This is a genomic window from Pectobacterium versatile, assembly GCF_020166435.1.
GTDB lineage: Bacteria > Pseudomonadota > Gammaproteobacteria > Enterobacterales > Enterobacteriaceae > Pectobacterium > Pectobacterium versatile.
Map to the genome: position 1 here is coordinate 567,102 of NZ_JAINZP010000001.1, position 21,369 is coordinate 588,470.

General features: G+C 52.4%; 19 protein-coding genes and 1 pseudogene. 12 read left to right on the top strand and 8 right to left on the bottom strand.

Translation table 11 applies throughout. The features are described from left to right. Window positions 1–25 precede the first annotated feature (25 nt). The 10 genes from ydgT (at window position 26) to K7X24_RS02560 (ending at window position 10,345) form a co-directional block, all read left to right on the top strand. Window positions 26–241: a transcription modulator YdgT gene (gene ydgT, locus K7X24_RS02515; protein ID WP_224552717.1), complete on the top strand. Its 216-nt coding sequence runs from the start codon at window positions 26–28 to the stop codon at window positions 239–241. A gap of 231 nt (window positions 242–472) precedes the next feature. Further along, complete coding sequence (gene rsxA / locus K7X24_RS02520; RefSeq protein WP_011093834.1) at window positions 473–1,054, top strand: electron transport complex subunit RsxA; 582 nt, start codon at window positions 473–475, stop codon at window positions 1,052–1,054. Then, the gene (gene rsxB / locus K7X24_RS02525; RefSeq protein WP_224552719.1) at window positions 1,054–1,632 is read left to right on the top strand and encodes an electron transport complex subunit RsxB; all 579 of its coding nucleotides are present in this window, start codon (window positions 1,054–1,056) and stop codon (window positions 1,630–1,632) included. Before rsxA ends, rsxB begins: the two co-directional genes overlap by 1 nt. After that, the gene (rsxC, locus tag K7X24_RS02530) at window positions 1,625–3,862 is read left to right on the top strand and encodes an electron transport complex subunit RsxC (RefSeq protein ID WP_224552721.1); all 2,238 of its coding nucleotides are present in this window, start codon (window positions 1,625–1,627) and stop codon (window positions 3,860–3,862) included. Before rsxB ends, rsxC begins: the two co-directional genes overlap by 8 nt. Further along, window positions 3,863–4,918, top strand: a complete 1,056-nt coding sequence (rsxD, locus tag K7X24_RS02535; protein ID WP_224552723.1) for an electron transport complex subunit RsxD — start codon at window positions 3,863–3,865, stop codon at window positions 4,916–4,918. Window positions 4,919–4,928: 10 nt separating this feature from the next. After that, complete coding sequence (rsxG, locus tag K7X24_RS02540) at window positions 4,929–5,558, top strand: electron transport complex subunit RsxG (protein WP_039531578.1); 630 nt, start codon at window positions 4,929–4,931, stop codon at window positions 5,556–5,558. After that, window positions 5,555–6,262: an electron transport complex subunit E gene (locus tag K7X24_RS02545; RefSeq protein ID WP_224552725.1), complete on the top strand. Its 708-nt coding sequence runs from the start codon at window positions 5,555–5,557 to the stop codon at window positions 6,260–6,262. The genes rsxG and K7X24_RS02545 overlap by 4 nt, the downstream gene beginning before the upstream one ends. Continuing rightward, on the top strand, window positions 6,259–6,894 hold the full coding sequence (nth, locus tag K7X24_RS02550; RefSeq protein ID WP_224552727.1) for an endonuclease III: 636 nt from the start codon (window positions 6,259–6,261) through the stop codon (window positions 6,892–6,894). The genes K7X24_RS02545 and nth overlap by 4 nt, the downstream gene beginning before the upstream one ends. A 1,415-nt stretch (window positions 6,895–8,309) precedes the next feature. Continuing rightward, window positions 8,310–9,194: an RNA ligase family protein gene (locus K7X24_RS02555; protein WP_224552729.1), complete on the top strand. Its 885-nt coding sequence runs from the start codon at window positions 8,310–8,312 to the stop codon at window positions 9,192–9,194. Between the two features lie 5 nt (window positions 9,195–9,199). Beyond that, window positions 9,200–10,345 carry an AAA family ATPase gene (locus K7X24_RS02560; RefSeq protein WP_318013118.1) on the top strand — a complete coding sequence of 382 codons (1,146 nt, stop codon included), beginning with the start codon at window positions 9,200–9,202 and terminating at the stop codon, window positions 10,343–10,345. Between the two features lie 181 nt (window positions 10,346–10,526). Here the strand turns inward: K7X24_RS02560 and zigA are convergent. Beyond that, window positions 10,527–11,738: pseudogene (gene zigA / locus K7X24_RS02565) on the bottom strand (zinc metallochaperone GTPase ZigA). Window positions 11,739–12,117: 379 nt separating this feature from the next. Here zigA and K7X24_RS02570 point away from each other — a divergent pair. Continuing rightward, on the top strand, window positions 12,118–12,732 hold the full coding sequence (locus K7X24_RS02570) for a hypothetical protein (protein ID WP_224552734.1): 615 nt from the start codon (window positions 12,118–12,120) through the stop codon (window positions 12,730–12,732). Between the two features lie 4 nt (window positions 12,733–12,736). On the opposite strand, the gene K7X24_RS02575 is transcribed toward K7X24_RS02570, so the two are convergent. From K7X24_RS02575 to ascF, 6 genes are all read right to left on the bottom strand, one after another. Beyond that, the gene (locus K7X24_RS02575; protein WP_224552736.1) at window positions 12,737–12,919 is read right to left on the bottom strand and encodes a DUF2460 domain-containing protein; all 183 of its coding nucleotides are present in this window, start codon (window positions 12,917–12,919) and stop codon (window positions 12,737–12,739) included. Between the two features lie 51 nt (window positions 12,920–12,970). Continuing rightward, window positions 12,971–13,153 (bottom strand): hypothetical protein, encoded by a 183-nt coding sequence (locus K7X24_RS02580; protein ID WP_224552738.1) that lies wholly within the window; start codon window positions 13,151–13,153, stop codon window positions 12,971–12,973. A 17-nt stretch (window positions 13,154–13,170) separates the two neighbouring features. Beyond that, entirely contained in the window at window positions 13,171–13,557 is a 387-nt protein-coding gene (locus K7X24_RS02585) for a VOC family protein (protein WP_224552740.1), read from the bottom strand. A gap of 42 nt (window positions 13,558–13,599) precedes the next feature. Then, on the bottom strand, window positions 13,600–14,403 hold the full coding sequence (gene hisN, locus K7X24_RS02590; protein ID WP_224552743.1) for a histidinol-phosphatase: 804 nt from the start codon (window positions 14,401–14,403) through the stop codon (window positions 13,600–13,602). A 234-nt stretch (window positions 14,404–14,637) separates the two neighbouring features. Further along, complete coding sequence (locus tag K7X24_RS02595; protein WP_224552745.1) at window positions 14,638–16,068, bottom strand: 6-phospho-beta-glucosidase; 1,431 nt, start codon at window positions 16,066–16,068, stop codon at window positions 14,638–14,640. Window positions 16,069–16,102: 34 nt separating this feature from the next. Continuing rightward, window positions 16,103–17,563: a PTS cellobiose/arbutin/salicin transporter subunit IIBC gene (gene ascF / locus K7X24_RS02600; RefSeq protein ID WP_039473241.1), complete on the bottom strand. Its 1,461-nt coding sequence runs from the start codon at window positions 17,561–17,563 to the stop codon at window positions 16,103–16,105. Window positions 17,564–17,953: 390 nt separating this feature from the next. Between ascF and K7X24_RS02605 the strand changes: the two genes are divergently transcribed. Further along, window positions 17,954–18,979 (top strand): LacI family DNA-binding transcriptional regulator, encoded by a 1,026-nt coding sequence (locus K7X24_RS02605; protein WP_224552748.1) that lies wholly within the window; start codon window positions 17,954–17,956, stop codon window positions 18,977–18,979. A gap of 69 nt (window positions 18,980–19,048) precedes the next feature. Here the strand turns inward: K7X24_RS02605 and K7X24_RS02610 are convergent, their stop codons facing one another. Beyond that, a complete protein-coding gene (locus K7X24_RS02610) occupies window positions 19,049–21,001 on the bottom strand; it encodes an autotransporter domain-containing protein (RefSeq protein ID WP_224552750.1) in 1,953 nt (650 codons plus the stop codon). Window positions 21,002–21,369: the final 368 nt, after the last annotated feature.

Consider the following 21,369-nt stretch of genomic DNA (forward strand, 5'->3'; position numbering starts at 1 on the left):
TCACATAACTATTAGATTAATCACCATGACCGCTCATGACTATTTGCTCAAATTCAGGAAAGTCAGCTCAACAGAAAGTTTGGAAAAACTTTTCGATCACCTCAACTACTCTCTGACAGACAGTCAGGAAATCATCAACATGTATCGAGCTGCTGACCATCGGCGTGCTGAATTGGTATCTGGCGGACGTCTGTTTGATCTGGGCTGCGTGCCGAAATCCATCTGGCGTCATGTTCTGTAGTTATTAGCAATAAAGTACCTACGACAAAAAGAATAATTATGCAACAATCCCCTTTTTGACTATTGCTCAAAATGCACCACGTGCTGCTGCCTGGTCGCTCGGCGTTGCCCTTAATTAAGAGAATCCAACCCTCTCCCTCTTGAAGGGGACGGTGATAACCCTACTTTAGGTATGTTGTCGAAAACCCAATAATGCCTGATAATAGTCCGGTTTTGTTTTCTAGGCACCGTAATGACCGAATACGCATTGCTCTTTGTTAGCATCCTTCTGGTAAATAATTTCGTCTTAGTGAAGTTTCTTGGGCTGTGCCCTTTTATGGGCGTGTCTAAAAAACTGGAGACGGCGATTGGCATGGGAATGGCGACCACGTTTGTTATGACGTTGGGCTCCATGTTCTCTTGGCTGATCAACGAATTTATTCTGGTTCCGCTCGATATTCTCTATTTACGCACCATGGCTTTTATTCTGGTGCTCGCCGTGGTGGTGCAGTTCTCCGAGATGTTCGTGCGCAAAGTCAGCCCTGAGCTATATCGCCTGCTGGGGATTTTCCTGCCGCTGATTACGACCAACTGTGCGGTACTTGGTGTTGTCTTACTCAACATCAATCTGTCACACGGTTTTCTACAATCGACGATTTATGGTTTTGGCGGTGCCGCGGGCTTCTCGCTGGTAATGGTGCTCTTTGCCGCCATTCGGGAACGTCTCGCCGTGTCGGATATTCCCGCGCCCTTCCGAGGATCGTCTATCGCGCTGATCACCGCGGGCCTCATGTCGCTGGCGTTCATGGGCTTTACCGGACTGGTGAAATTCTGATGATCGCTATCTGGATTGCCATTGCGGCATTAAGCGCTCTCGCGCTGGCATTCGGTCTGGTGCTCGGCTACGCCTCCCGCCGGTTTGAAGTCGAAAACGATCCGATCGTGGAAGAAGTGGAAGCCATGCTGCCACAAAGCCAGTGCGGCCAGTGCGGTTACCCTGGCTGTCGGCCCTACGCCGAAGCGGTCGCGCTGAATGGCGAAAGTATTAATAAATGCGGCCCCGGCGGCGAAGCGATGATGCTGAAGCTGGCTCAAAAACTCAACGTCGATCCGCAGCCGCTGGAAGGTGATGCCGACATTCAAGCTCCCGCACGCCATGTTGCCTGGATCGATGAAAGCAACTGCATCGGCTGCACCAAGTGTATTCAAGCGTGTCCGGTTGATGCCATCATCGGCAGTACCAAAGCGGTACACACCGTCGTCAGCGATTTGTGCACCGGCTGCGATCTCTGCGTCTCCCCTTGCCCGACGGACTGTATCGAATTACGTCCTATCGCGCCGACTCCCGCTAACTGGAAATGGGATCTCGATACGATTCCAGTACGCGTTATTCAAGTAGAACGACATGCTTAAGCTGTTTTCCGCCTTTAAAAAAGACAGGATCTGGGATTTCGACGGAGGCATTCATCCGCCGGAAATGAAGACGCAGTCCAGCCAGATACCACTGCGCCAGATCCCGCTGCCAGAACAATTCATTATTCCCCTCAAGCAGCATCTTGGGCCGGAAGGCGAGATCTGCGTCAGCGTCGGCGATAAAGTCCTGCGCGGTCAGCCGTTAACGCGGGGAAAAGGCCGCACCTTGCCTGTTCACGCACCGACATCGGGAACCGTGAACGCGATTCGCCAGCACACGACGGCACATCCGTCTGGTCTGTCCGAACTAAGTATCATCATCGTACCGGATGGCGACGATCGCTGGTGCGAGCGCCAAACCTTTACGGATTACCGTGCACAGAGCATCGATACCCTGCTTGCCCATCTGCATCAGGCTGGCATTGCGGGATTGGGCGGCGCCGGTTTCCCTACCGCGGCCAAGTTACAAGGCGGGATGCGCGGGATTGAAACCCTGATTATCAACGGCGCAGAGTGTGAACCCTATATCACCGCCGACGATCGACTCATGCAGGAGTGCGCCGAGGAGATTATTCAGGGCGTCGAGATTTTGTCATTCCTGTTGCAGCCAAAACGCATTCTGATTGGGATCGAAGATAACAAACCGGAAGCCATCAGCGCCCTGCGATTGGCCTTGGGTAAACGCAGCGACATGCAGTTGCGCGTCATCCCAACCAAGTATCCGTCAGGCGGTGCCAAGCAGCTCACCAAGATTCTGACTGGCAAGGAAGTCCCGTTCGGTAAACACTCCGCCGCCATTGGCGTACTGATGCAGAACGTCGGCACGGCCTTTGCTATCAAACGTGCCGTGATCGACGGCGAACCACTCACCGAACGCGTGGTGACGCTGACCGGTGAAGCCTTGCGCCAGCCCGGCAACATCTGGGCACGACTAGGGACACCGGTACGCCACCTGCTCAAACAGGGTGGCTTCCACGTCAATAAGCAGCCGATGGTGGTGATGGGTGGTCCGCTGATGGGCTTTACCCTGCCGTCGCTGGATGTGCCTATCGTCAAAATCAGCAACTGCCTGCTCGCGCCGTCACATGCAGAAATGGAGCCAGTTGCTGAAGAACAATCCTGTATTCGCTGTAGCAAATGTGCCGATGCCTGTCCGGCGGGACTCTTGCCGCAGCAGCTTTACTGGTTCAGCCGCGGGCAGGAACACGAAAAAGCCCGCAATCACCATCTGTTTGACTGCATCGAATGCGGTGCCTGCGCTTATGTCTGTCCTAGCAATATTCCGCTGGTGCAGTATTACCGTCAGGAAAAGGCTGAAATTCGGGCCATCGATGAAGAGGCACAGCGTGCTGCACAGGCCAAAGTGCGCTTTGACGCTAAACAAGCCCGTCTGGAACGAGAAAAAGCCGCTCGCGAGTTGCGCCATAAACAGGCGGCGGCTGGCGTATCAACCACGGATAAAGATGCTGTTCAGGCCGCACTGGAGCGCGTACGCCGTAAGCAAACCGCCGCAACAGAGGTCGGTTCGCCAATCGAGGTAATCCCCGATGCACAGCCGGATAACAGCGCGGCCATCGCCGCGCGCGCTGCCCGCAAAGCCTTAGCACGTGAAGAACGGGCGCAGCAGGAAACGCCTGCGGCCAATGTTCCTTCTGCCGAGCTTGATGACCCACGCAAAGCGGCGGTGGCTGCCGCCCTTGCACGCGTTAAAGCGCGTAAGGCTGCACAGCAGTCTGAGGTTAGCCCGGAAAGTACGGAAGAAGCGGCGACGCCTACCGTTTCCAACGTGGTGGCAGAACCGATCGCCGTCGTGGAAGCACAAGAGCCGGACGATCCGCGTAAGGCTGCCGTAGCTGCCGCTATCGCGCGCGTTAAGGCCCGTAAAGCCGCGCAGCAATCTGTAACAAATACGGAAGAACCGGTTTTATCGGCTCCCCCTGACGTGGTGGCAGAACCGATTGCCGTTGTTGAAGTACAAGAGCCAGAAGATCCACGTAAGGCTGCCGTTGCCGCCGCTATCGCGCGCGTTAAAGCCCGTAAAGCAGCGCAGCAGCCTGCAACAAACACGGAGGAGCCTGTTCCGTCGGCTGTCCCTGACGCGGTGGCAGAGCCTGTCGCCGTCGTTGAAGTACAAGAGCCGGAAGATCCGCGTAAGGCTGCTGTGGCTGCCGCTATCGCTCGCGTTAAAGCCCGTAAAGCCGCGCAGGCATCGTCATATCAAGAGGAATAAATGGCTTTTAGAATTGCGAGTTCACCGTTCACACATAACCAGCAGCGCACGCAACGCATCATGCTGCTGGTCATTCTGGCCTGTCTGCCGGGTATGCTGGCGCAGTATTACTTCTTTGGCTACGGTAACCTGATTCAGGTCGGGCTGGCGTCCGCCACCGCGCTTATCGCAGAAGGCGTGACACTGTCACTGAGAAAGTTCGCCGTACGCACCACGCTGGCTGATAATTCCGCACTATTGACCGCTGTCCTGCTCGGCATCAGTCTGCCACCGCTTGCGCCCTGGTGGATGGTGGTCATGGCAACCGTCTTCGCTATCATTATCGCCAAACAGCTGTATGGCGGTTTAGGGCAAAACCCGTTTAACCCCGCGATGATTGGCTATGTGGTGCTGCTGATCTCTTTCCCTGTCCAGATGACAAGCTGGCTGCCACCTGTGCCGCTGCAAACCATTTCCGTCGATTTTCATGATGCGCTAGCGATCATCTTTACCGGACACACGCCTGACGGACACACCATGCAGCAACTGATGCACAATGTTGATGGCGTCAGTCAAGCTACCCCGCTGGATACGTTTAAAACCAACCAGCGCTCAGGACAAACGCCGCAGGACATTCTGCAACAGCCGATGTTTGCCCAATCACTGTCCGGTATTGGCTGGCAGTGGGTGAATATCGGTTTTCTCATCGGCGGACTGTTTTTGATGATGCGCGGCACCATTCGCTGGCATATTCCGGTCAGTTTCCTGCTGTCGCTGATGTTCTGCGCCGCGCTAAGCTGGATCATCGCACCGGAGAAATTCGCGCCACCGATGCTACATCTGCTGTCCGGGGCCACCATGCTTGGCGCATTTTTCATTGCGACCGATCCCGTTACCGCGTCAACCACAAACCAGGGTCGTCTGATTTTCGGGGCGCAGATTGGGTTACTGGTCTGGCTGATTCGTACCTACGGTGGCTACCCAGATGGCGTCGCGTTTGCTGTTCTGCTGGCAAATATCACCGTACCGCTGATCGACTATTACACCAAGCCTCGCGCTTACGGCCATCATCGCTAAGGAGCAGATAATGTTTACCACTATGCGCCGCCACGCGATGACACTGGCTCTGTTTGCGGCATTCACGACGGCAATCACAGCCATCGTGAACATGTTAACGGAACCCACAATTTCGCATCAGGCGATGCTGCAACAAAAGATGCTGTTGGATCAGGTCGTTCCCGCCGAGTTATACAATAGTGACATTCAGAAAGAGTGTTACGTTGTCACCAATCCGGCGTTGGGATCGTCAGCACCGCACCGCGTTTTCATCGCCCGTCAGAATGGTGAACCGGTCGCCGCCGCACTGGAAAGTACCGCACCAGATGGCTATTCTGGTGCTATTCGGCTGCTGGTCGGTGCCGATTTTCACGGTAAGGTACTCGGCGTCCGCGTGACCGAACACCATGAAACGCCGGGGCTGGGTGATAAAATCGAAGTGCGAATTTCTGACTGGATCACTCGGTTTAATGGGCTAATGGTACAGGGCGAGCATGACGCCCGCTGGGCAGTGAAAAAGGAAGGCGGAATGTTTGATCAATTTACCGGCGCGACCATTACGCCGCGCGCCGTTATTAATAGCGTAAAACGCAGCGCCCTTTACCTGCAAACGCTGCCATCACAAATCAATACGCTGTCCGCCTGTGGAGAGAACCAATGAGTCAAACCAAAGCACTTTTCGTTGAAGGGTTATGGAAAAACAACTCAGCACTGGTTCAATTGCTGGGCCTGTGTCCCCTGCTGGCCGTGTCATCAACCGCGACTAACGCGCTGGGATTAGGGTTGGCAACCACGCTGGTTCTCACCTGTACCAATATGGCTGTCTCCGCGTTACGCCGCTGGGTACCCGCGGAAATCCGTATTCCAATTTACGTCATGATCATCGCTTCGGTGGTCAGTACCGTGCAAATGTTGATCAACGCCTATGCCTACGGGTTATATCAGTCGCTGGGAATTTTTATCCCGCTGATCGTGACGAACTGTATCGTTATCGGTCGGGCAGAAGCCTTTGCCTCCAAGAGTGCGGTTTTCCCTTCCGCCATCGACGGCCTGGCAATGGGGTTAGGAGCAACCAGCGCACTGGTGGTACTCGGTTCTTTACGTGAAATTCTGGGTAACGGCACGCTATTCGATGGCGCAGATTTGCTGCTGGGCAGTTGGGCTAAGGTTCTCCGCATTGAGGTTGTCCACCTTGATTCCCCTTTCCTGCTGGCGATGCTGCCGCCGGGCGCCTTTATCGGTCTGGGACTGTTGCTGGCCGTGAAATATTTGATCGATGAGAAAATGAAACAACGCCGAGCCCGTGCTGCTGTTGCCGAAGGGAAAACCGCACCGGTGACGGGTGCCGTAGGGGAATCGCTGTGAACAAGGCAAAGCGGATTGAGATATTAACGCGTTTACGCGACAACAATCCCCATCCGACGACTGAATTACATTTCAGCACGCCGTTTGAACTGCTGATCGCCGTACTGCTTTCCGCACAGGCAACCGATGTCAGCGTCAATAAAGCAACTGCAAAACTTTATCCTGTCGCCAACACGCCGGAAGCCCTGCTTGAACTCGGTGTAGACGGCGTTAAAGGCTACATCAAGACGATTGGCCTGTTTAACAGCAAAGCGGAAAACGTCATTAAGACCTGCCGTTTGTTGCTGGAAAAGCATCAGGGGCAGGTTCCTGAAGATCGCGCCGCGCTGGAAGCCTTACCCGGCGTAGGTCGAAAAACAGCAAACGTCGTTCTGAATACCGCATTTGGCTGGCCGACGATTGCCGTTGATACTCACATCTTTCGCGTCAGTAACCGGACAGGATTCGCACCGGGTAAAAATGTCGAACAGGTAGAGGGAAAACTGCTGAAAGTCGTTCCGGCAGAATTTAAAGTCGACTGCCATCACTGGTTAATCCTGCATGGTCGTTACACCTGTATTGCCCGTAAACCGCGCTGTGGCTCCTGCCTGATTGAGGATTTATGTGAATTTGGCGAGAAGGTAGACGCCTAATCATAATAATGAAGTCACACAATTGTCAGGCAATTGCCACCCCAGATGCTTACCCCATCCGGCGTAAAACCGTTACAGCGAAAATACCCCGCTGTATCGTTCTCGCCAAGCAGCAGCACGTCTCCGGAGACCCCAAATTTTGTAGCCATTTGAAGCCCTATTATATGCGTTGAGGCCTCGTTGCTCTTAAAATCCTTTACGCCGTATGTCGCTTCTAAGATCATAAAAAAAACCTTCGTGCAGAAGGATGCATTGCGTAAGTGTGGCTAAGCATTATCGTTTGCAAATCAAAATGATTCATATTTTATTTATTAGATTTTTACCAGATATTAAGGTGCTGATATAACGACAGACCACTCCTTAGTTGGGCTACCTAAAACAACTAATTCTTCATTTTCAGATATAATGTATTGTTTGTTATACACATATAGAGTTGATTTGTATTTTTCTTTACTCGTAAGATGTATAATCCCGCCACTAAATGGTACTTCATCTGGAATGAAGATATTTGGAGACCAGTGTGCATCATATAAATCAATATAAATGTAATTATTTACGTTCAATGCATCATTTAGTTATGATTGCGCTATATCCTTTCCATTTAAAAAATTTAAATTTGTAAAACACTCATTCATATAAACCCCTCGCACTCATTGATTTGACATAAAATACACAACAACTTTAATTGGTATTATTATGTATAGATAAAATTAATAATCAATGAAGAAATCTATATTTACCCTTAACCATCGGTAAATTAAAAAAACTCTTTCATTACCTAACATAAATCAATATCATATTTAAAAAACATGATATTAAAATTAAATCATTTACAATTTAATATATACACCATAAATAATTCTAAATAGCTTCGCGTAATAGCGCTACACTTGGACATTTGCGACCGCCCGCCAGAGGTGGCCTCGCACGATGAGAGGTGAAGCATCAATGTGCGAAGCTATTTAGTTACATGATAAAACGTTAGCGTTTTAAACAACGCACTCTAAGGCATCACCCAGTAATGACAGTCCCCCTACTCATAACACAGCCACATTTTATATAAAAGCTTGTCTTCGTAAGGTTCCTTCGCTAAAATCGCGCCGTTTACTCACCCCCCCAATGTGTCATGTGGAGCCCCCAAAGTGCCCTTTACGTCAGCCCCCCTCTAACCGCCGACGACTGCATTAAGCAGCCTCGATTCGGCGCAGTCTGCGCCAGCGTTGGCTGCGGTACGAGTCCCCTGTTTTCCCCGCTATTGTGCGGAGCAGAAAACGAACCTCCCGCTTCCTCCCCCCGCGACTCTGACCTCTGGAATACCAGTGGACAGCCTATAGACTCGCGCCAGAACACGTTCGTCGGCCCTCTTTTTTTCATTGATGAGCCTAGCTGCGCCAATAACGCAGCAGGCGAAAAACATGTATTTACATTCAATACCGTTAGTAAAGTACCCGCGTACTCCTCATCTGGAAGGTTCGCGTTTACAGCCCGGCGATGATGCGTCGGATCAAATTGCACTGAAAGCATTGGCAGGCCGTTACGTCGTGATCGAAGAAAAGATCGATGGCGCAAACAGCGGCGTATCCTTCAATGAAACGGCAGAGCTTTTGCTTCAATCGCGCGGCCACTATCTGGCTGGCGGTTCGCGGGAACGGCAGTTCAATCAGTTCAAGCTCTGGGCCACCGCGCACGAAATGCGTTTTCTTGAGCTGCTGGAAGACCGCTTCGTGATGTACGGCGAATGGGCGTACAGCAAGCATTCCGTGTTTTATGACCGGTTGCCGCACTACTTTCACGAATTTGATCTTTACGATCGTCGTGACGGCATTTTTTTATCGACGGCGCGCCGACACGCGATGCTGGCCGGTTCACCCGTGTTGTCCGTTCCGGTGCTCTATGCTGGGGAAATGCCAACGAATCCGGCGTGGCTGTGGAAGCTGGTGTTCCGTTCGCTGGCGAAAAGCCAGAACTGGAAGACAGCGTTTGAATCCACCGTACAGCGTGAAGGTTTACCGCTCGCGTTGTGCTGGCAACAAACCGATAAATCGGATCGTTCGGAAGGCCTGTATCTGAAGGTTGAAGATGATGAACAGGTACTGGCACGCTACAAGCTGGTACGTCATGACTTCATCCAGACCATTTTGGACAGCGGATCGCATCATTCCCGACGCCCAATTTTGCCGAACCAACTGGCTGAAGGCGTTGATCTGTACGCGCCTTGTCCACAAGTATCCTGGGAAATGCTGGGGCTGAATACGCTGCGTTCTTTGGACGCGCTCGCCGCCGCCATGCCCGATAAGTAAGGAGTATGATTATCATGGATTGGAATAACATCAGGGGATTGGTCCCTGCCTCTGGCACACAGCCAGATTTTGCTGATTGTCTGGATGCGTTCCCGGTGCTTCAACGCGCCAAAGAGACGCCGCAGGAGCCGCGCTACCACGGCGAAGGCGATGTCTGGACACACACCATCATGGTTGTCGAGTCGCTATTGCAGCTTCCCGATTACCAGAACGCTACGCGTGAGCAACAGGAAATCTTGTTTTTTGCTGCGTTGCTGCATGACGTTGCAAAGTACCGCACGACGGTAATTGACCCGGTAACGGGTCAGATTGGTCAACCGGGACATTCACGCAAAGGCGCTATCGACGCACGGGTGCTACTGTGGGATGCTGGCGCTCCGTTTGCGATTCGGGAAGCGATTTGCCGATTAATTTCGGTGCATCAGGTGCCGTTTTATTGCCTTGAGGATGAACGCCGTCGGGTGTCGCCAATCTTTACGATTCGCGAACTGTCATGGCAGTTAAGCATTCCGTTGCTGGCAGCGCTGGCGGAAGCCGATATGCGTGGGCGCATCTGTCAGGATCAAGCGCGCGTGCTCGACAGTATTGAGCTGTTTCGCGAGCTGGCGCGGGAGGAAGGCTGTTACGGTCAGCCGAGATCGTTTGTCGATGCTCATACGCGCCTGAGTTATTTTCGCGGAACCGATGTTCATCCAGACTACCCACTGTTTCAGGAACCGGGTTCAAAGGTCACCGTGATGTGCGGTTTACCTGCTTCGGGAAAAGACACTTGGGTACGAACACATCGGCCCCATTTACCCGTGGTTTCTTTCGACGATGCGCGAACAGAGTTGGGGCTGAAACACGGTGAAAATGAAGGGAAAGCGGTACACTGGGCGACCGATAAAGCGCGTTCACTGCTGCGAACGCACGAACCGTTCGTGTGGAATGCCACGCATCTCAGCCAGCAAATGCGCACCCGCACGTTGGATCTGTGCTACGCCTACGGTGCAGAAGTGGAGATCGTCTATCTGGAGCGCCCGCGTCAGGAATTACTGCGCCGCAACGGGAAACGGGACACCACATTGAGCAATAAAACGCTGCAAGGCATGCTGACGAAATGGGAACTTCCTTCGCCGACAGAAGCGCATGATGTTCGCTATGAAAGCTAACGCCGCCGTCGCGCACTTCAACGTAGAAGCGCGGTAAACGGGATCTCGTACTCTGTGAGACCGTTTCTTCCTGCATCAACATACGGTTTTTCATAGATCGGTTTATCGTCCTCGAAACGTTCGGGGACGATAAATCCCCCCGCAGCCTGAGCAATCAGGCCTTTTCTAGATTCCCCACACGTTATGACGCAAACCAAGCCTCTATCGGATCCGGATAATCTAGCCACATCGCCAGACCTTCTGCCATTTCTTTGTCCGTCAGCAGTGCAGCCTCCAAACGGGTTCGCAGCGCGTATTCACCGATAAACACCAGTTCCTGCCGCGCATCACCTACGCCATCCACCCATATGGAACGAATGTAATCTAGCGATTCACTATCTGTCGGCCACCTTTCTTTTGGCGCGCTGACCCACTATGAACCAGCCAGACCCTGACGCGCCACGCCGCCTGCCTGAGACCACGATCCGGCATATTCCGGACGGCTTGCCAACCAAAAATAGCCTTTGGACCTGACAACCCCGGCGAGCGAATTTTCCATGACCTGCGCGAAGCGGGCAGGATGAAACGGCCGACGCGCGCGGAAAACAAAACTGGCGATGCCATATTCCTCCGTTTCAGGCGTATGCTCGCCGCGTAGCTCTTTCAACCAGCCGGGAGCCTGCGCCGCTTTGTCGAAATCAAACAATCCCGTGTCGAGAACCTCATTCAACGGCACAGTGCCAAATTGTGCGTGAAGTATTTTTGCTTCCGGATTCAGTGAACGAATAATCGCAACCAACTTCTGCTGTTGCGCTTCATCAATAAGGTCGGTCTTATTGAGGATAATGACATCGCAGAATTCGATCTGGTCGATCAGCAAATCCACCACGCTGCGCTCGTCACCCTCTCCTAACGATTCTCCGCGTGAATGGATACTGTCCACCGACGTATAATCTTTTAAGAAATTATATCCGTCGACAACGGTCACCATCGTATCCAGCCGAGCCACTTCAGAAAGGCTTTCTCCATCGTCACCCGCAAACGTGAATGTCTCCGCGACCGGAAGCGGTTCCGCGATACCGGTTGATTCAATGACCAACTGATCAAAACGCCCTTCTTTCGCCAGCCGATTAACCTCGATCAGGAGATCTTCACGCAGCGTGCAACAGATACAGCCGTTACTCATCTCCACCAATTTTTTGTCCGTCCGTGAAAGCTCAGCGCCGCCCTCCCTCACCAGTGCAGCATCAATATTCACTTCTGACATGTCGTTGACGATCACCGCGACGCGTCGGCCAGCGCGATTATTCAGAATATGGTTAAGTAACGTGGTCTTTCCCGCGCCGAGAAAGCCGGATAGTACGGTCACAGGTAATCTTGCATCTGCTTTCTGTCGAGCTACAACGTCAGCCATATTTCACACTCTCTAATGATTTGCATTTTTACTTTTCTGCTTTGGAATGATTCATCACCACGAATGTTTCGCTTTTAAACCTTCGTCGCGATAAGCTCCCTATGCACCACATAATATGCTATAACATAACAATTCATGCATGAAAAATCATTGAGGGCTTGGTCTTGTCTAATAATATTAAAGTCGATGGGGTTACCCTGGCAGACACCTTGCAGACAGCACACAACCCGCATCGCACCAGCGTTTCCTTTCAGCTTTCTCCGACTGGGCAAACGAGTTACTCAATTAGAATGTTAAGATAGGCGCAGCAAGCGTTTGCCGTAGAAAGAAATTTATACGGTTTGTTGTGAAAGCTAAGCCATTACTTAAGGAGCGAAAAATGGCACGTGATTCAGCAAGTAAAAGTCATCAAGCCGTCTTGCCATTGCTTTCTCCGCACGATGTCACGTGTCTTTTACAGCCCGTGGCACAGTGTATTTCGGATGAATACCCCTGGGTAAGTAATGATGAACAGGCGATCGAAAAGCATTTTAAAGGGGTTTGCGCACAGGTCATGCGCGTGACCCACACCAAATCGAGGATAGAATGGAATCACTACGGCTCTGGCTATGCCTCTTTTGTCGACGCCTGGTTTTATAAGAACACGCCGGATTTTAATGCCAAACGCCCAGTTCACTATGGTGAAGAGCACACCGGATTGACCGTTTTATTAAGCCGACTGTCGCCCTATTTCGTTTTTATGGAGAGTGAGAAACACTGGCACGCTCAGGGCGATTCTCAAGCACTTCCAGACATGGAGATGATCGATAGGCTGGAAACGCCAGCCGTTATTGAATTGAGCCAGCAGGTTCAATCAGAACTAGAGAAGTGCGGGCTTGTGCGCGCTTATAAGGAGCAATTGACATCATTGCTACCCACCGGTACTCGCGTGCCGACAGTGCTCACAGATCGCGGCTTCACACAGTTCGATGCGCTGTTCCATTGGGAAGATTGATTACTTAACGCAGGCGCAGCGCACCCCAGCGCGGAAGTGTGGTAAACGGGATCTCGTATTCCGTGATACCGTTTTTTTCTGCACCAAAATACTGTTTCTCATAGACCAACTTATCGTCCTCGAAACGTACGGGGACGATAAATCCCCCCGCAGCATGAGAAACCTGACATTGCCGTTCTTCGAGCACATCAATACAGAGTAAAGCCGTTTGCGGGCCGTCGCGTTCCGCCGTAGAGAGCTACTCTTGCACTGCCAGATAACGCGAATCCGGCGACCACAGCATGTCCTTGCCAAAAACGCGCCCTTCCAGTTCTTTTCCGTCGATAGATAGCGAAAAATAAAGAGGGCCGAACAGAATTTCACCGGCACAAATCAACATCGCGCTATGTTGTCGATCGAATGAGGGCAGTTTGTGCAGCATACAAAGTGGTTCCCGAATCAGTCTGACGCTATCTCAATCAGATTACCATCAGGGTCGCTGACGATCGCTTCATAAAATCCGTCCCCCGTCATTCGAGGCTGGGCAACCAGAATGCCGCGTTCTGCCGCTTTGCTGGCTAACGCTTCCACATCCGCTTTGCTCCCGACCGAAATCGCGACGTGCGCCCAGCCGCAGCCTTCTTTATTAGTTAAGGCTTCTGCCAGCACTGGCAACGTCATCAGCTCAATGGAAGCCCCCTCGCTAAGTTGAACGAAATGCGATTCAAAACCGGGGCGATTCCGGCTCACATACTTTTCTCCCACTTGAGCGGAGAAGAATTCCTGCCAAAATGCTGCCTGCGCGGCCAGATCGGCCGTCCATAACGCCACGTGTGCCACTTTCATCATGATTCCTTCTCAGCCATTGTCTTTCACATCGTCAGAGGGTTATACAGACCGTGTTCCGTTCAGAAGGGCTAACACCTGTTGGTGTAGCGCGGGGTTACCGGTCGCGACTACCGTGCCGCCCGATTCCGCTCGTTGTCCTTTGAGATCGGTAATGATGCCGCCCGCCTGCTCAATAATCGGGATCAGCGCAACAATGTCGTAGGGCTGCAATGCAAATTCCACGCAGATGTCAATCTGGCCTGCTGCCAGCATTGCCATCGCGTAACACTCGCCGCCGTAGCGCGTCATGAGCGTGCTTTCTGCTAGATCTGCGAAACGAACCGCGGGGTGCATAGCCAGCGGTTCCGGGGCAGTGGTGTGAAGAATCGCCTGTTCGAGTGACACGCCTTTGCGCGTACTTAAGCGCTTTTCTCCCTGCCGATCGCTACGCCAGGCCTGTGAACCATCGGACCAGAAACGCTCTCCGGTGAACGGCTGGCTCATCATCCCCATCACGGCACGTTCATGGTGCAGCAGGCCGATGAGCGTTCCCCACACGGGTAAACCACATAAGAAAGGCCGGGTTCCATCAACCGGATCCAAGACCCAACGCACCGGACCTTCCCCGCTCAGGCCAAATTCTTCGCCCATAATCGCGTGTTCGGGGTAATAGTGCGTGATGTGCTCACGGATGACCCGCTCAGCCTCTCGGTCAGCTTCCGTGACCGGATCAAAGCGAAAGCCCTCTTTTGGCTTCGTCTCAATTTGGTTTGCGGTAAGGGCACGAAAACGCGGTAACGTTTCCTGACTGGCCAGCGTGGCGAGTTCATGAAAAAAGGCAATATCGGGAAGCGACTGACTCATGGTGTTTTACCTTCCTATCGCGTTGGCATGATGACATCGTTGGGCATTGACTATGATAAGCTGCGATGCTCACTATCGCTCGATAGTGCATTATTATGCGTGATTTACTCGCTCGATTATGCATGAAGAAGTAAGCAACCACAATTCACGTGCTTCGCATTTTTGGAAAAAAATAGCCCCCAAACGTTTCCGTCAGGGGGCTATCGCAGGAATCGCTAAGCAACCTTATTGCTTTTAGCTCAGGTCAGATCCGTTGCTGGCGATGACTTTCTTATACCAGTAGAACGATTTCTTTTTCTTTCTGGCTAACGTCCCTTCGCCTCGGTCGTCGCGATCGACGTAGATGAAACCATAGCGTTTGCTCATTTCACCGGTAGAAGCAGCGACCAGATCGATGCAGCCCCATGAGGTATAGCCAATGACGGGAATACCGTCACCAATCGCATCCGCCATCGCGCTGATGTGTTCGCGCAGGTAGCTGATGCGATAGTCATCATCAATCTCGCCCTGTGCGTTAATCTCATCCTTCGCACCCAGCCCGTTTTCTACCAAAAACAGCGGCTTCTGGTAGCGGTCATACATCATGTTCATAGTGATGCGCAGGCCCAGCGGATCGATTCCCCAGCCCCATTCACTTGCCTTGATATGCGGGTTCTTTAACGATTTCACGATGTTCGCCGCGCTGCTATTCTGCTCGTTCATATCCGCCGAGGCGCAGCGGGAGGCGTAATAGCTGAAGGACACAAAATCCACCGTGTTCTTGAGAATCTCATCATCGCCCGGCTCTGACGCAATCGTGATGCCCTTCTCTTTAAACAAACGGCCGGTATACGCCGGATAGGTGCCGCGTGCCTGCACATCAATAAAGAACAGATTCTCTCGATCTTTATTTAGCGCCGCCCAGACATCTTCCGGTTTGCACGACCACGGATAGAAATTACCGCCAGCCAGCATGCAGCCGACCTGATTTTCCGGGTTAACCTCATGCGCAATTTTCGTCGCCAGCGCGCTCGCCACCAGTTCATGGTGCGCAGCCTGGTATTTCACCTGCTCCTGATTTTCCCCGTCGGCAAACACCAGTCCCGCGCCAGAAAACGGACTATGCAGCAAGATATTGATTTCATTGAACGTCAGCCAGTATTTCACCAGCCCGTCAAAGGCTTCAAAACAGGTTCGGGCATAGCGAGCGAAGAACTCCACCATTTTTCGGTTACGCCATGAGCCGTACTCGGTGACCAAATGCATCGGCACATCGAAATGGCACAGCGTCACCAGCGGCTCAATGTTGTACTTCCTGCACTCGGTAAACACATCACGATAAAAGGCGATGCCGTCCGCGTTGGGCGTCAGCTCATCCCCGTTTGGGTAAAGTCGGCTCCAGGCGATAGAGGTACGGAACACCGTGAACCCCATTTCTGCCATCAGCGCGATATCTTCCTTATAGCGATGGTAGAAATCGATCGCCTGATGGCTGGGATAAAACTCATCCTCACGCAGCGCAAAGCGCGGTTCTTGCCCCAGTTTCACCGGCAGACGATTCACGCCGTGGGGAATCATATCCACCGTCGTCAGCCCTTTACCGCCTTCGAGGTACGCACCTTCTGCCTGATTGGCCGCAATCGCGCCCCCCCATAAGAACCCATTGGGAAATGTTGATGCAGACATACGCTATTCTCCTTCGTACTCATTAGTGCTTAATTTAATTCGTGTTCGCTGCGTGCTGCGGCGCGGAAACCTTGTCGCCCTGTACACGTTTCTCTTCCGGTTGTTCTTCTACCGGGATGTCTTCAAAGCCCAGCAGCAAGGTGACGAAGAAGGAAATCACGACGGACAGAATCATGACGCCGAATACCCAGGCAATGCTCATCGGATTGGTCGGATCGAAGAACTGCACGCTGGTAAACAGCCCCGGCGAGGCCATTGAATGGCTTGCCAGACCACCGATGCCGGCAACGGCACCACAGATAAAACCGGTGATTAAACAGGCGATCAGCGGACGCTTCAAACGCAAAGCCACACCGTACAGCGCAGGTTCCGAGATCCCAGCAACAATGGCCGAGGCCGCCGCAGCCAGCGCCGTCTGGCGCAGTTCCGGGTTTTTGGTACGCCAGGCGACCGCCAGTGAAGAGCCACCCAGCGACAGGTTTGCACCGATTTCAGACGGCATCACCATGCCTTCTTTGCCCGTCTCGGCGATGGTTTGAATGATAGTCGGAGTAAACACACGGTGCATACCGGTCATCACCAGCAGCGGCCAGATCGCGCCCATGATGGCAACGGACAGCCAGCCCAGATAATCATGCACGGTGTACACCACCGCAGAAATGCCGCTACCGATCCAGATCCCAATCGGGCCGATCAGCATGATGGCAATCGGGGAAGCAATCAGCACGATTAACATCGGCTTCAGGAAGTTTTTGGTCACCGCTGGCGTAATGCGGTCTACCCATTTTTCAATGTAAGACAGAATCCAGGTCATACACAGCGCCGGAATCACGGTGTAGGTATACTTCACCGCCGTGACGGTTAGCCCCATGAACACCACCTGCTGGCCCTGCGCCGCTTTTGCCATCAGATCGATAAACGTCGGATGCACCAGCACCCCAGCGATAGCAATCGCCAACGACATATTGGTTTTGAATTTTACCGCAGCAGACGCCGCCACCATGATCGGCAGGAAGAAGAACGCGCCGTCGCCAATCACGTTCAGAATCGTTATCGTCGATGCACCCTTCTCAAACAGCCCGGTCATATCGAGGATCATGGCAAGCAATTTCACCATCGAGCCGCCGATAATTGCCGGAATGAGCGGTGACATCGTGCCAATCAGCGCATCCAGAATCCCTGCGCCGATGCGTCGCAGCGTAATTTTATTGTTCACTGGTACGGCTTTTTCAGCCTCCGCGCCTTCCGGCAGCAGTTTCACCACTTCGGCGTAGGCCTGAGAAACGGTGTTGCCGATGATGACCTGACACTGGTTATCATTTTTCACGACACCCAACACGCCGCTTATGGCCTTCAATTCGGCCACATTCGCGGCATCATTATCTTTCAGCACAAAGCGCAGACGGGTCATACAGTGCGTCACGGCAGCGATGTTATCAGCACCACCGATGGCATCGACGATCGAACGGGATACAGCCGCATAATTCTTTGACATGGATAAACAATCTCTCGTAATCGCGCACGCTACACCAGATTCAACACACCGCTCAACGCGTCCAAAACGGGAATGTCACTTGATGCGCACACATTTATCATTCAATTTCATACAGTTATGAAAGTATTCATGCCGGTATCCCTGCTCCATGCAACGTGATGAAACGCTGATGGGTAACCGGTTCCACATGATAGTGTTTATATGTGAATGTAATTTCAATAGATGAATTGTTAATATTTTACTTATGTGACCACGATCGCCATAGAAATGTGATCTTTCTCTCGATCGCACTCGCACTCATCCCCTTGCGGCCAACACACATGCAACTTGACGTATGACGGATATAAAGTGTGTAAAATGATGGGAGTATTCAACGTCTCAGGATGTCTCATGTCGACAATGCAGGAAGTGGCGAAGAAAGCAGGCGTATCAAAAGCGACGGTGTCGCGCGTGCTATCGGGCAAAGGCTATACCAGTGAAGAAACCAAAACGCTGGTCTATCAGGCCATTGAGGAGACGGGATATCGGCCTAATTTATTGGCGCGGAATCTGGCAACCAGCAAATCAGCCTGTATTGGTTTGGTGGTGACCAATACGCTCTATAACGGCAGCTATTTTAACGAGCTGCTGTCACAGGCCGCCAAGAAACTGGAAGACAACGGGCGTCAGTTGATTCTGGTCGATGGCAAACACAGCGCCGATGAAGAAAGAGCCGCGATCCAATTCCTGCTGGGGTTACGCTGTGATGCGATCATCATCTATCCCCGTTTTCTCAACGTAGATGAAATGGACGACATCATCGAGAAGCACAAGCAGCCGATCATGGTGGTCAATCGTAAACTGCGTAAACACCAGAGCCACTGCATCTGCTGCGATCACAAAGGTTCCAGCTATAACGCCACGCAGCATCTGATCGCGCGCGGCCATAGAGATATCGCTTTTATCACCGGTTCGCTGGATTCGCCGACGGCTATCGAACGCCTTTCCGGCTATAAAGATGCCCTGACGGCGGCCAATATTGCGGTACGGGACGAGTTAATTGTGAGAGGAAAATGGACACCGCGCAGCGGCTCGCTCGCTATTAATGCCCTGCGCGATAACCGGGTATCGTTCAGCGCCGTTCTCGCCAGCAATGACGATATGGCGATTGGCGCAATAAAAGCGCTGGATGAGGCTGGCGTTGCCGTCCCACACGACGTTTCTGTCGTTGGGTTCGACGACATTCCCACCGCCCCGTTTTTGAAACCATCACTCTCCAGCGTCAAAGATCCGGTGAGCGATATGATCAACGAAGTCATTAACCGCCTGATCGCGATGCTGGACGGCGGCTATTTCTCGAAAGAAAATCTGTTCTTGTCGGAATTGCAGGTCAGAGATTCCATTCAGAACGGGCCGTACGGTAATCCACCCATTTGAATCCGCTACGGGGTCATTTCAGACCCCGCTTTAACGGCTTATTTTTTCCCGTTCTTTACGGCAACAGACTTAGAATTGCCATTGTACGCCCACGCTGTAACGCGTTTGATCGCCATCCCGATGACCGAAACGGCTACCGACTTCGGAATACAGATTAAGATTTTTTGCTGCAAGCCACTGTACGCCGACCTTCGCCTGACCAAAATTCTTATCCTGTTCCCCTACCGCAACGCGACGGTTTGCACCATCGACGCGATCTTTCACCGTAAAGCTGGAATCAAGCCCATCAGCCAATTCACGCACCCACCCCACTGTGGCATAAGGTTGCAGCGACATTTTATTGCTGAATTCCATATTGCCACGCACGCGCCAGCCCAGAGTGGCTTCCAGCGAATCAACATCCTGTTTTTCATAGCGCACGCCCGTCCGCAGGTTGCCTTTATCATCAAACGCATTGATGCGATAACGTGCGTAATCCAGCCCAACAACTGGGCCGGTACGCAAGTCACCCAGCGGGAAATCATAGCCGCCGGTGACGCGAGCACCGATGAACTGCGCTTCGGTGTTACCATCCAGCGTATTGTCCAACAGAACCGGGCCACCCGCAGATTGCAGATAAACCGAACGGTGTGACGCAATCGCCGCCCGACCCGCAGTCACTTCGCTGCCCAGCCAGGCTGGCCCGCCCTGATTCAGCAAACCGTAGACGCCAGCTTGCCAGGTATCGCTTTCAATATGTCCATTCCGTTCAAGTTTATCTTTACTGCGCAGCAGGCTCAGACTGCCACCAACAGTGACACCGTCACGTAATTGATAATCCACCAGTGCATAAACCATCGCTTGACGAGAGCGCTGCTGCGGTGCGCGGTCAAAACCGTTTGACGGCATCACATCGCCCTCAACCCCAATCGCGGTATCCAACGTGCCCGCGCGGCGAGGGGTATTTTGCAGCAGCAACCAGCGCTGATTATGCAAATCGCTTAGTGACTGGCGTTGACGCTTCAGGCTCTCTTCCATCGCCTGCTGCATCGCGGCAGCAGAATACGCCGAATGCAGCAAATCGGTATTGGAGATCTCCAGCAGCAGCCGTGTCACTAGCCGCGAAACGTCACGCAGGCGCTGCTCGACACGTTCCTGACCCAGCACGCTGGTCAGAAAGGCCTCGTTATCAACGGTAGGGTCATGCCATGTCGCGCCACCCGGCACCGCGGGGTTCGTGGTTTGCTCATAACCATCCTGATAGCCAATATCCCAGTTGGTCGCCTCCATATAGAGCACGGGAATATCAAACGCCGCGTTGAAGCTATCGCCATCGCTGCAACAACCGGTTCCTGCCGGATAGCCCGCATTCAACCCCGGATTGGTAAATAGCTCGATGCCCAGCTCACTCGCGATACGCAGCGTCCGTTCACGCAAACTTGCCAGTTCAGGGTTAGCCACACTGTTATCGCCAGCGTGAGCGTAGAGTTTGTCGCCAGTGATCATGCTGTCCATGTTAATCATGGCCTTAAGGTCGCCCGCAGTTCCCTGTGCCACCAACGCGTTCACCACCGCACGCGAACCGCGCAGCCCTTCCTCTTCCGCGCCAAAAGCGGCAAAGACCAGCGTTTTTTCCGTCTGAATACCGCTAAAATTACGTGCCACTTCCGTCAGGATGGCGGCACCAGATGCGTTGTCGTCTAAACCTTGCAGCGTTGGCAGCCCGAAGAAGGTATCAAAGTGCGCGCCGGTAATAATGTATTCACTGCTCAGTCCAGTATGATAAGCCAGTACGTTTTGTGACGAACTCGTCGTACCACCTGCCGTCCAGGAAAAATCCTGCCTGACCGTGGTATAACCAAACGCCATACGCTGCGTCATCCAGTCCGCCGCGCCGGTAAAATTTGCCGTACCGCGATAGCGCCCCGGATAATCATTAATGAGCGTATCCACTGTCTCTTTCGCATAATCACCGTAATCATAAGCCCAGGTAGGCACACATAAACACGCCATCCCTACCGCCACTGCCACTTGCTTAAACATGCATACCACTCCCTTTTCTCATTATTAACATTGGCTATTCTCGCCATTTATCATTCTTAACAACGACGCCAGAGGAACCTTATCCAGGTCATGTCTTTGTTAAAGAAAGAAAAATAGCAGCAATATTCATTCCAATGCTATGGAGCAGAAGAAAATGTGATGAAGTGTGTCAATAAACAACAAGATGAAAATAACTATTCTGGATTGTGTAATACTGATTAATCATAGGGTTAAGCATGAATGACATCGGTGACGAACAAGTGACTAACAGGGAAGGAAAAAGGATGGAAATGCAGCGAGTTTGAGGAGGATACGCTGATGAAGACGCTTTTATGAAAATAAAAAAGGCAACACACGCACCGAAAACG

Coding starts and splice junctions, on each gene's coding strand:
- ydgT (WP_224552717.1), top strand. CDS start 26: ATGACCGCTCATGACTATTTGCTCAAATTCAGGAAAGTCAGCTCAACA.
- rsxA (WP_011093834.1), top strand. CDS start 473: ATGACCGAATACGCATTGCTCTTTGTTAGCATCCTTCTGGTAAATAAT.
- rsxB (WP_224552719.1), top strand. CDS start 1,054: ATGATCGCTATCTGGATTGCCATTGCGGCATTAAGCGCTCTCGCGCTG.
- rsxC (WP_224552721.1), top strand. CDS start 1,625: ATGCTTAAGCTGTTTTCCGCCTTTAAAAAAGACAGGATCTGGGATTTC.
- rsxD (WP_224552723.1), top strand. CDS start 3,863: ATGGCTTTTAGAATTGCGAGTTCACCGTTCACACATAACCAGCAGCGC.
- rsxG (WP_039531578.1), top strand. CDS start 4,929: ATGTTTACCACTATGCGCCGCCACGCGATGACACTGGCTCTGTTTGCG.
- K7X24_RS02545 (WP_224552725.1), top strand. CDS start 5,555: ATGAGTCAAACCAAAGCACTTTTCGTTGAAGGGTTATGGAAAAACAAC.
- K7X24_RS02555 (WP_224552729.1), top strand. CDS start 8,310: ATGTATTTACATTCAATACCGTTAGTAAAGTACCCGCGTACTCCTCAT.
- K7X24_RS02560 (WP_318013118.1), top strand. CDS start 9,200: ATGATTATCATGGATTGGAATAACATCAGGGGATTGGTCCCTGCCTCT.
- K7X24_RS02570 (WP_224552734.1), top strand. CDS start 12,118: ATGGCACGTGATTCAGCAAGTAAAAGTCATCAAGCCGTCTTGCCATTG.
- K7X24_RS02580 (WP_224552738.1), bottom strand. CDS start 13,153: ATGCTGCACAAACTGCCCTCATTCGATCGACAACATAGCGCGATGTTG.
- K7X24_RS02585 (WP_224552740.1), bottom strand. CDS start 13,557: ATGAAAGTGGCACACGTGGCGTTATGGACGGCCGATCTGGCCGCGCAG.
- hisN (WP_224552743.1), bottom strand. CDS start 14,403: ATGAGTCAGTCGCTTCCCGATATTGCCTTTTTTCATGAACTCGCCACG.
- K7X24_RS02595 (WP_224552745.1), bottom strand. CDS start 16,068: ATGTCTGCATCAACATTTCCCAATGGGTTCTTATGGGGGGGCGCGATT.
- ascF (WP_039473241.1), bottom strand. CDS start 17,563: ATGTCAAAGAATTATGCGGCTGTATCCCGTTCGATCGTCGATGCCATC.
- K7X24_RS02605 (WP_224552748.1), top strand. CDS start 17,954: ATGTCGACAATGCAGGAAGTGGCGAAGAAAGCAGGCGTATCAAAAGCG.
- K7X24_RS02610 (WP_224552750.1), bottom strand. CDS start 21,001: ATGTTTAAGCAAGTGGCAGTGGCGGTAGGGATGGCGTGTTTATGTGTG.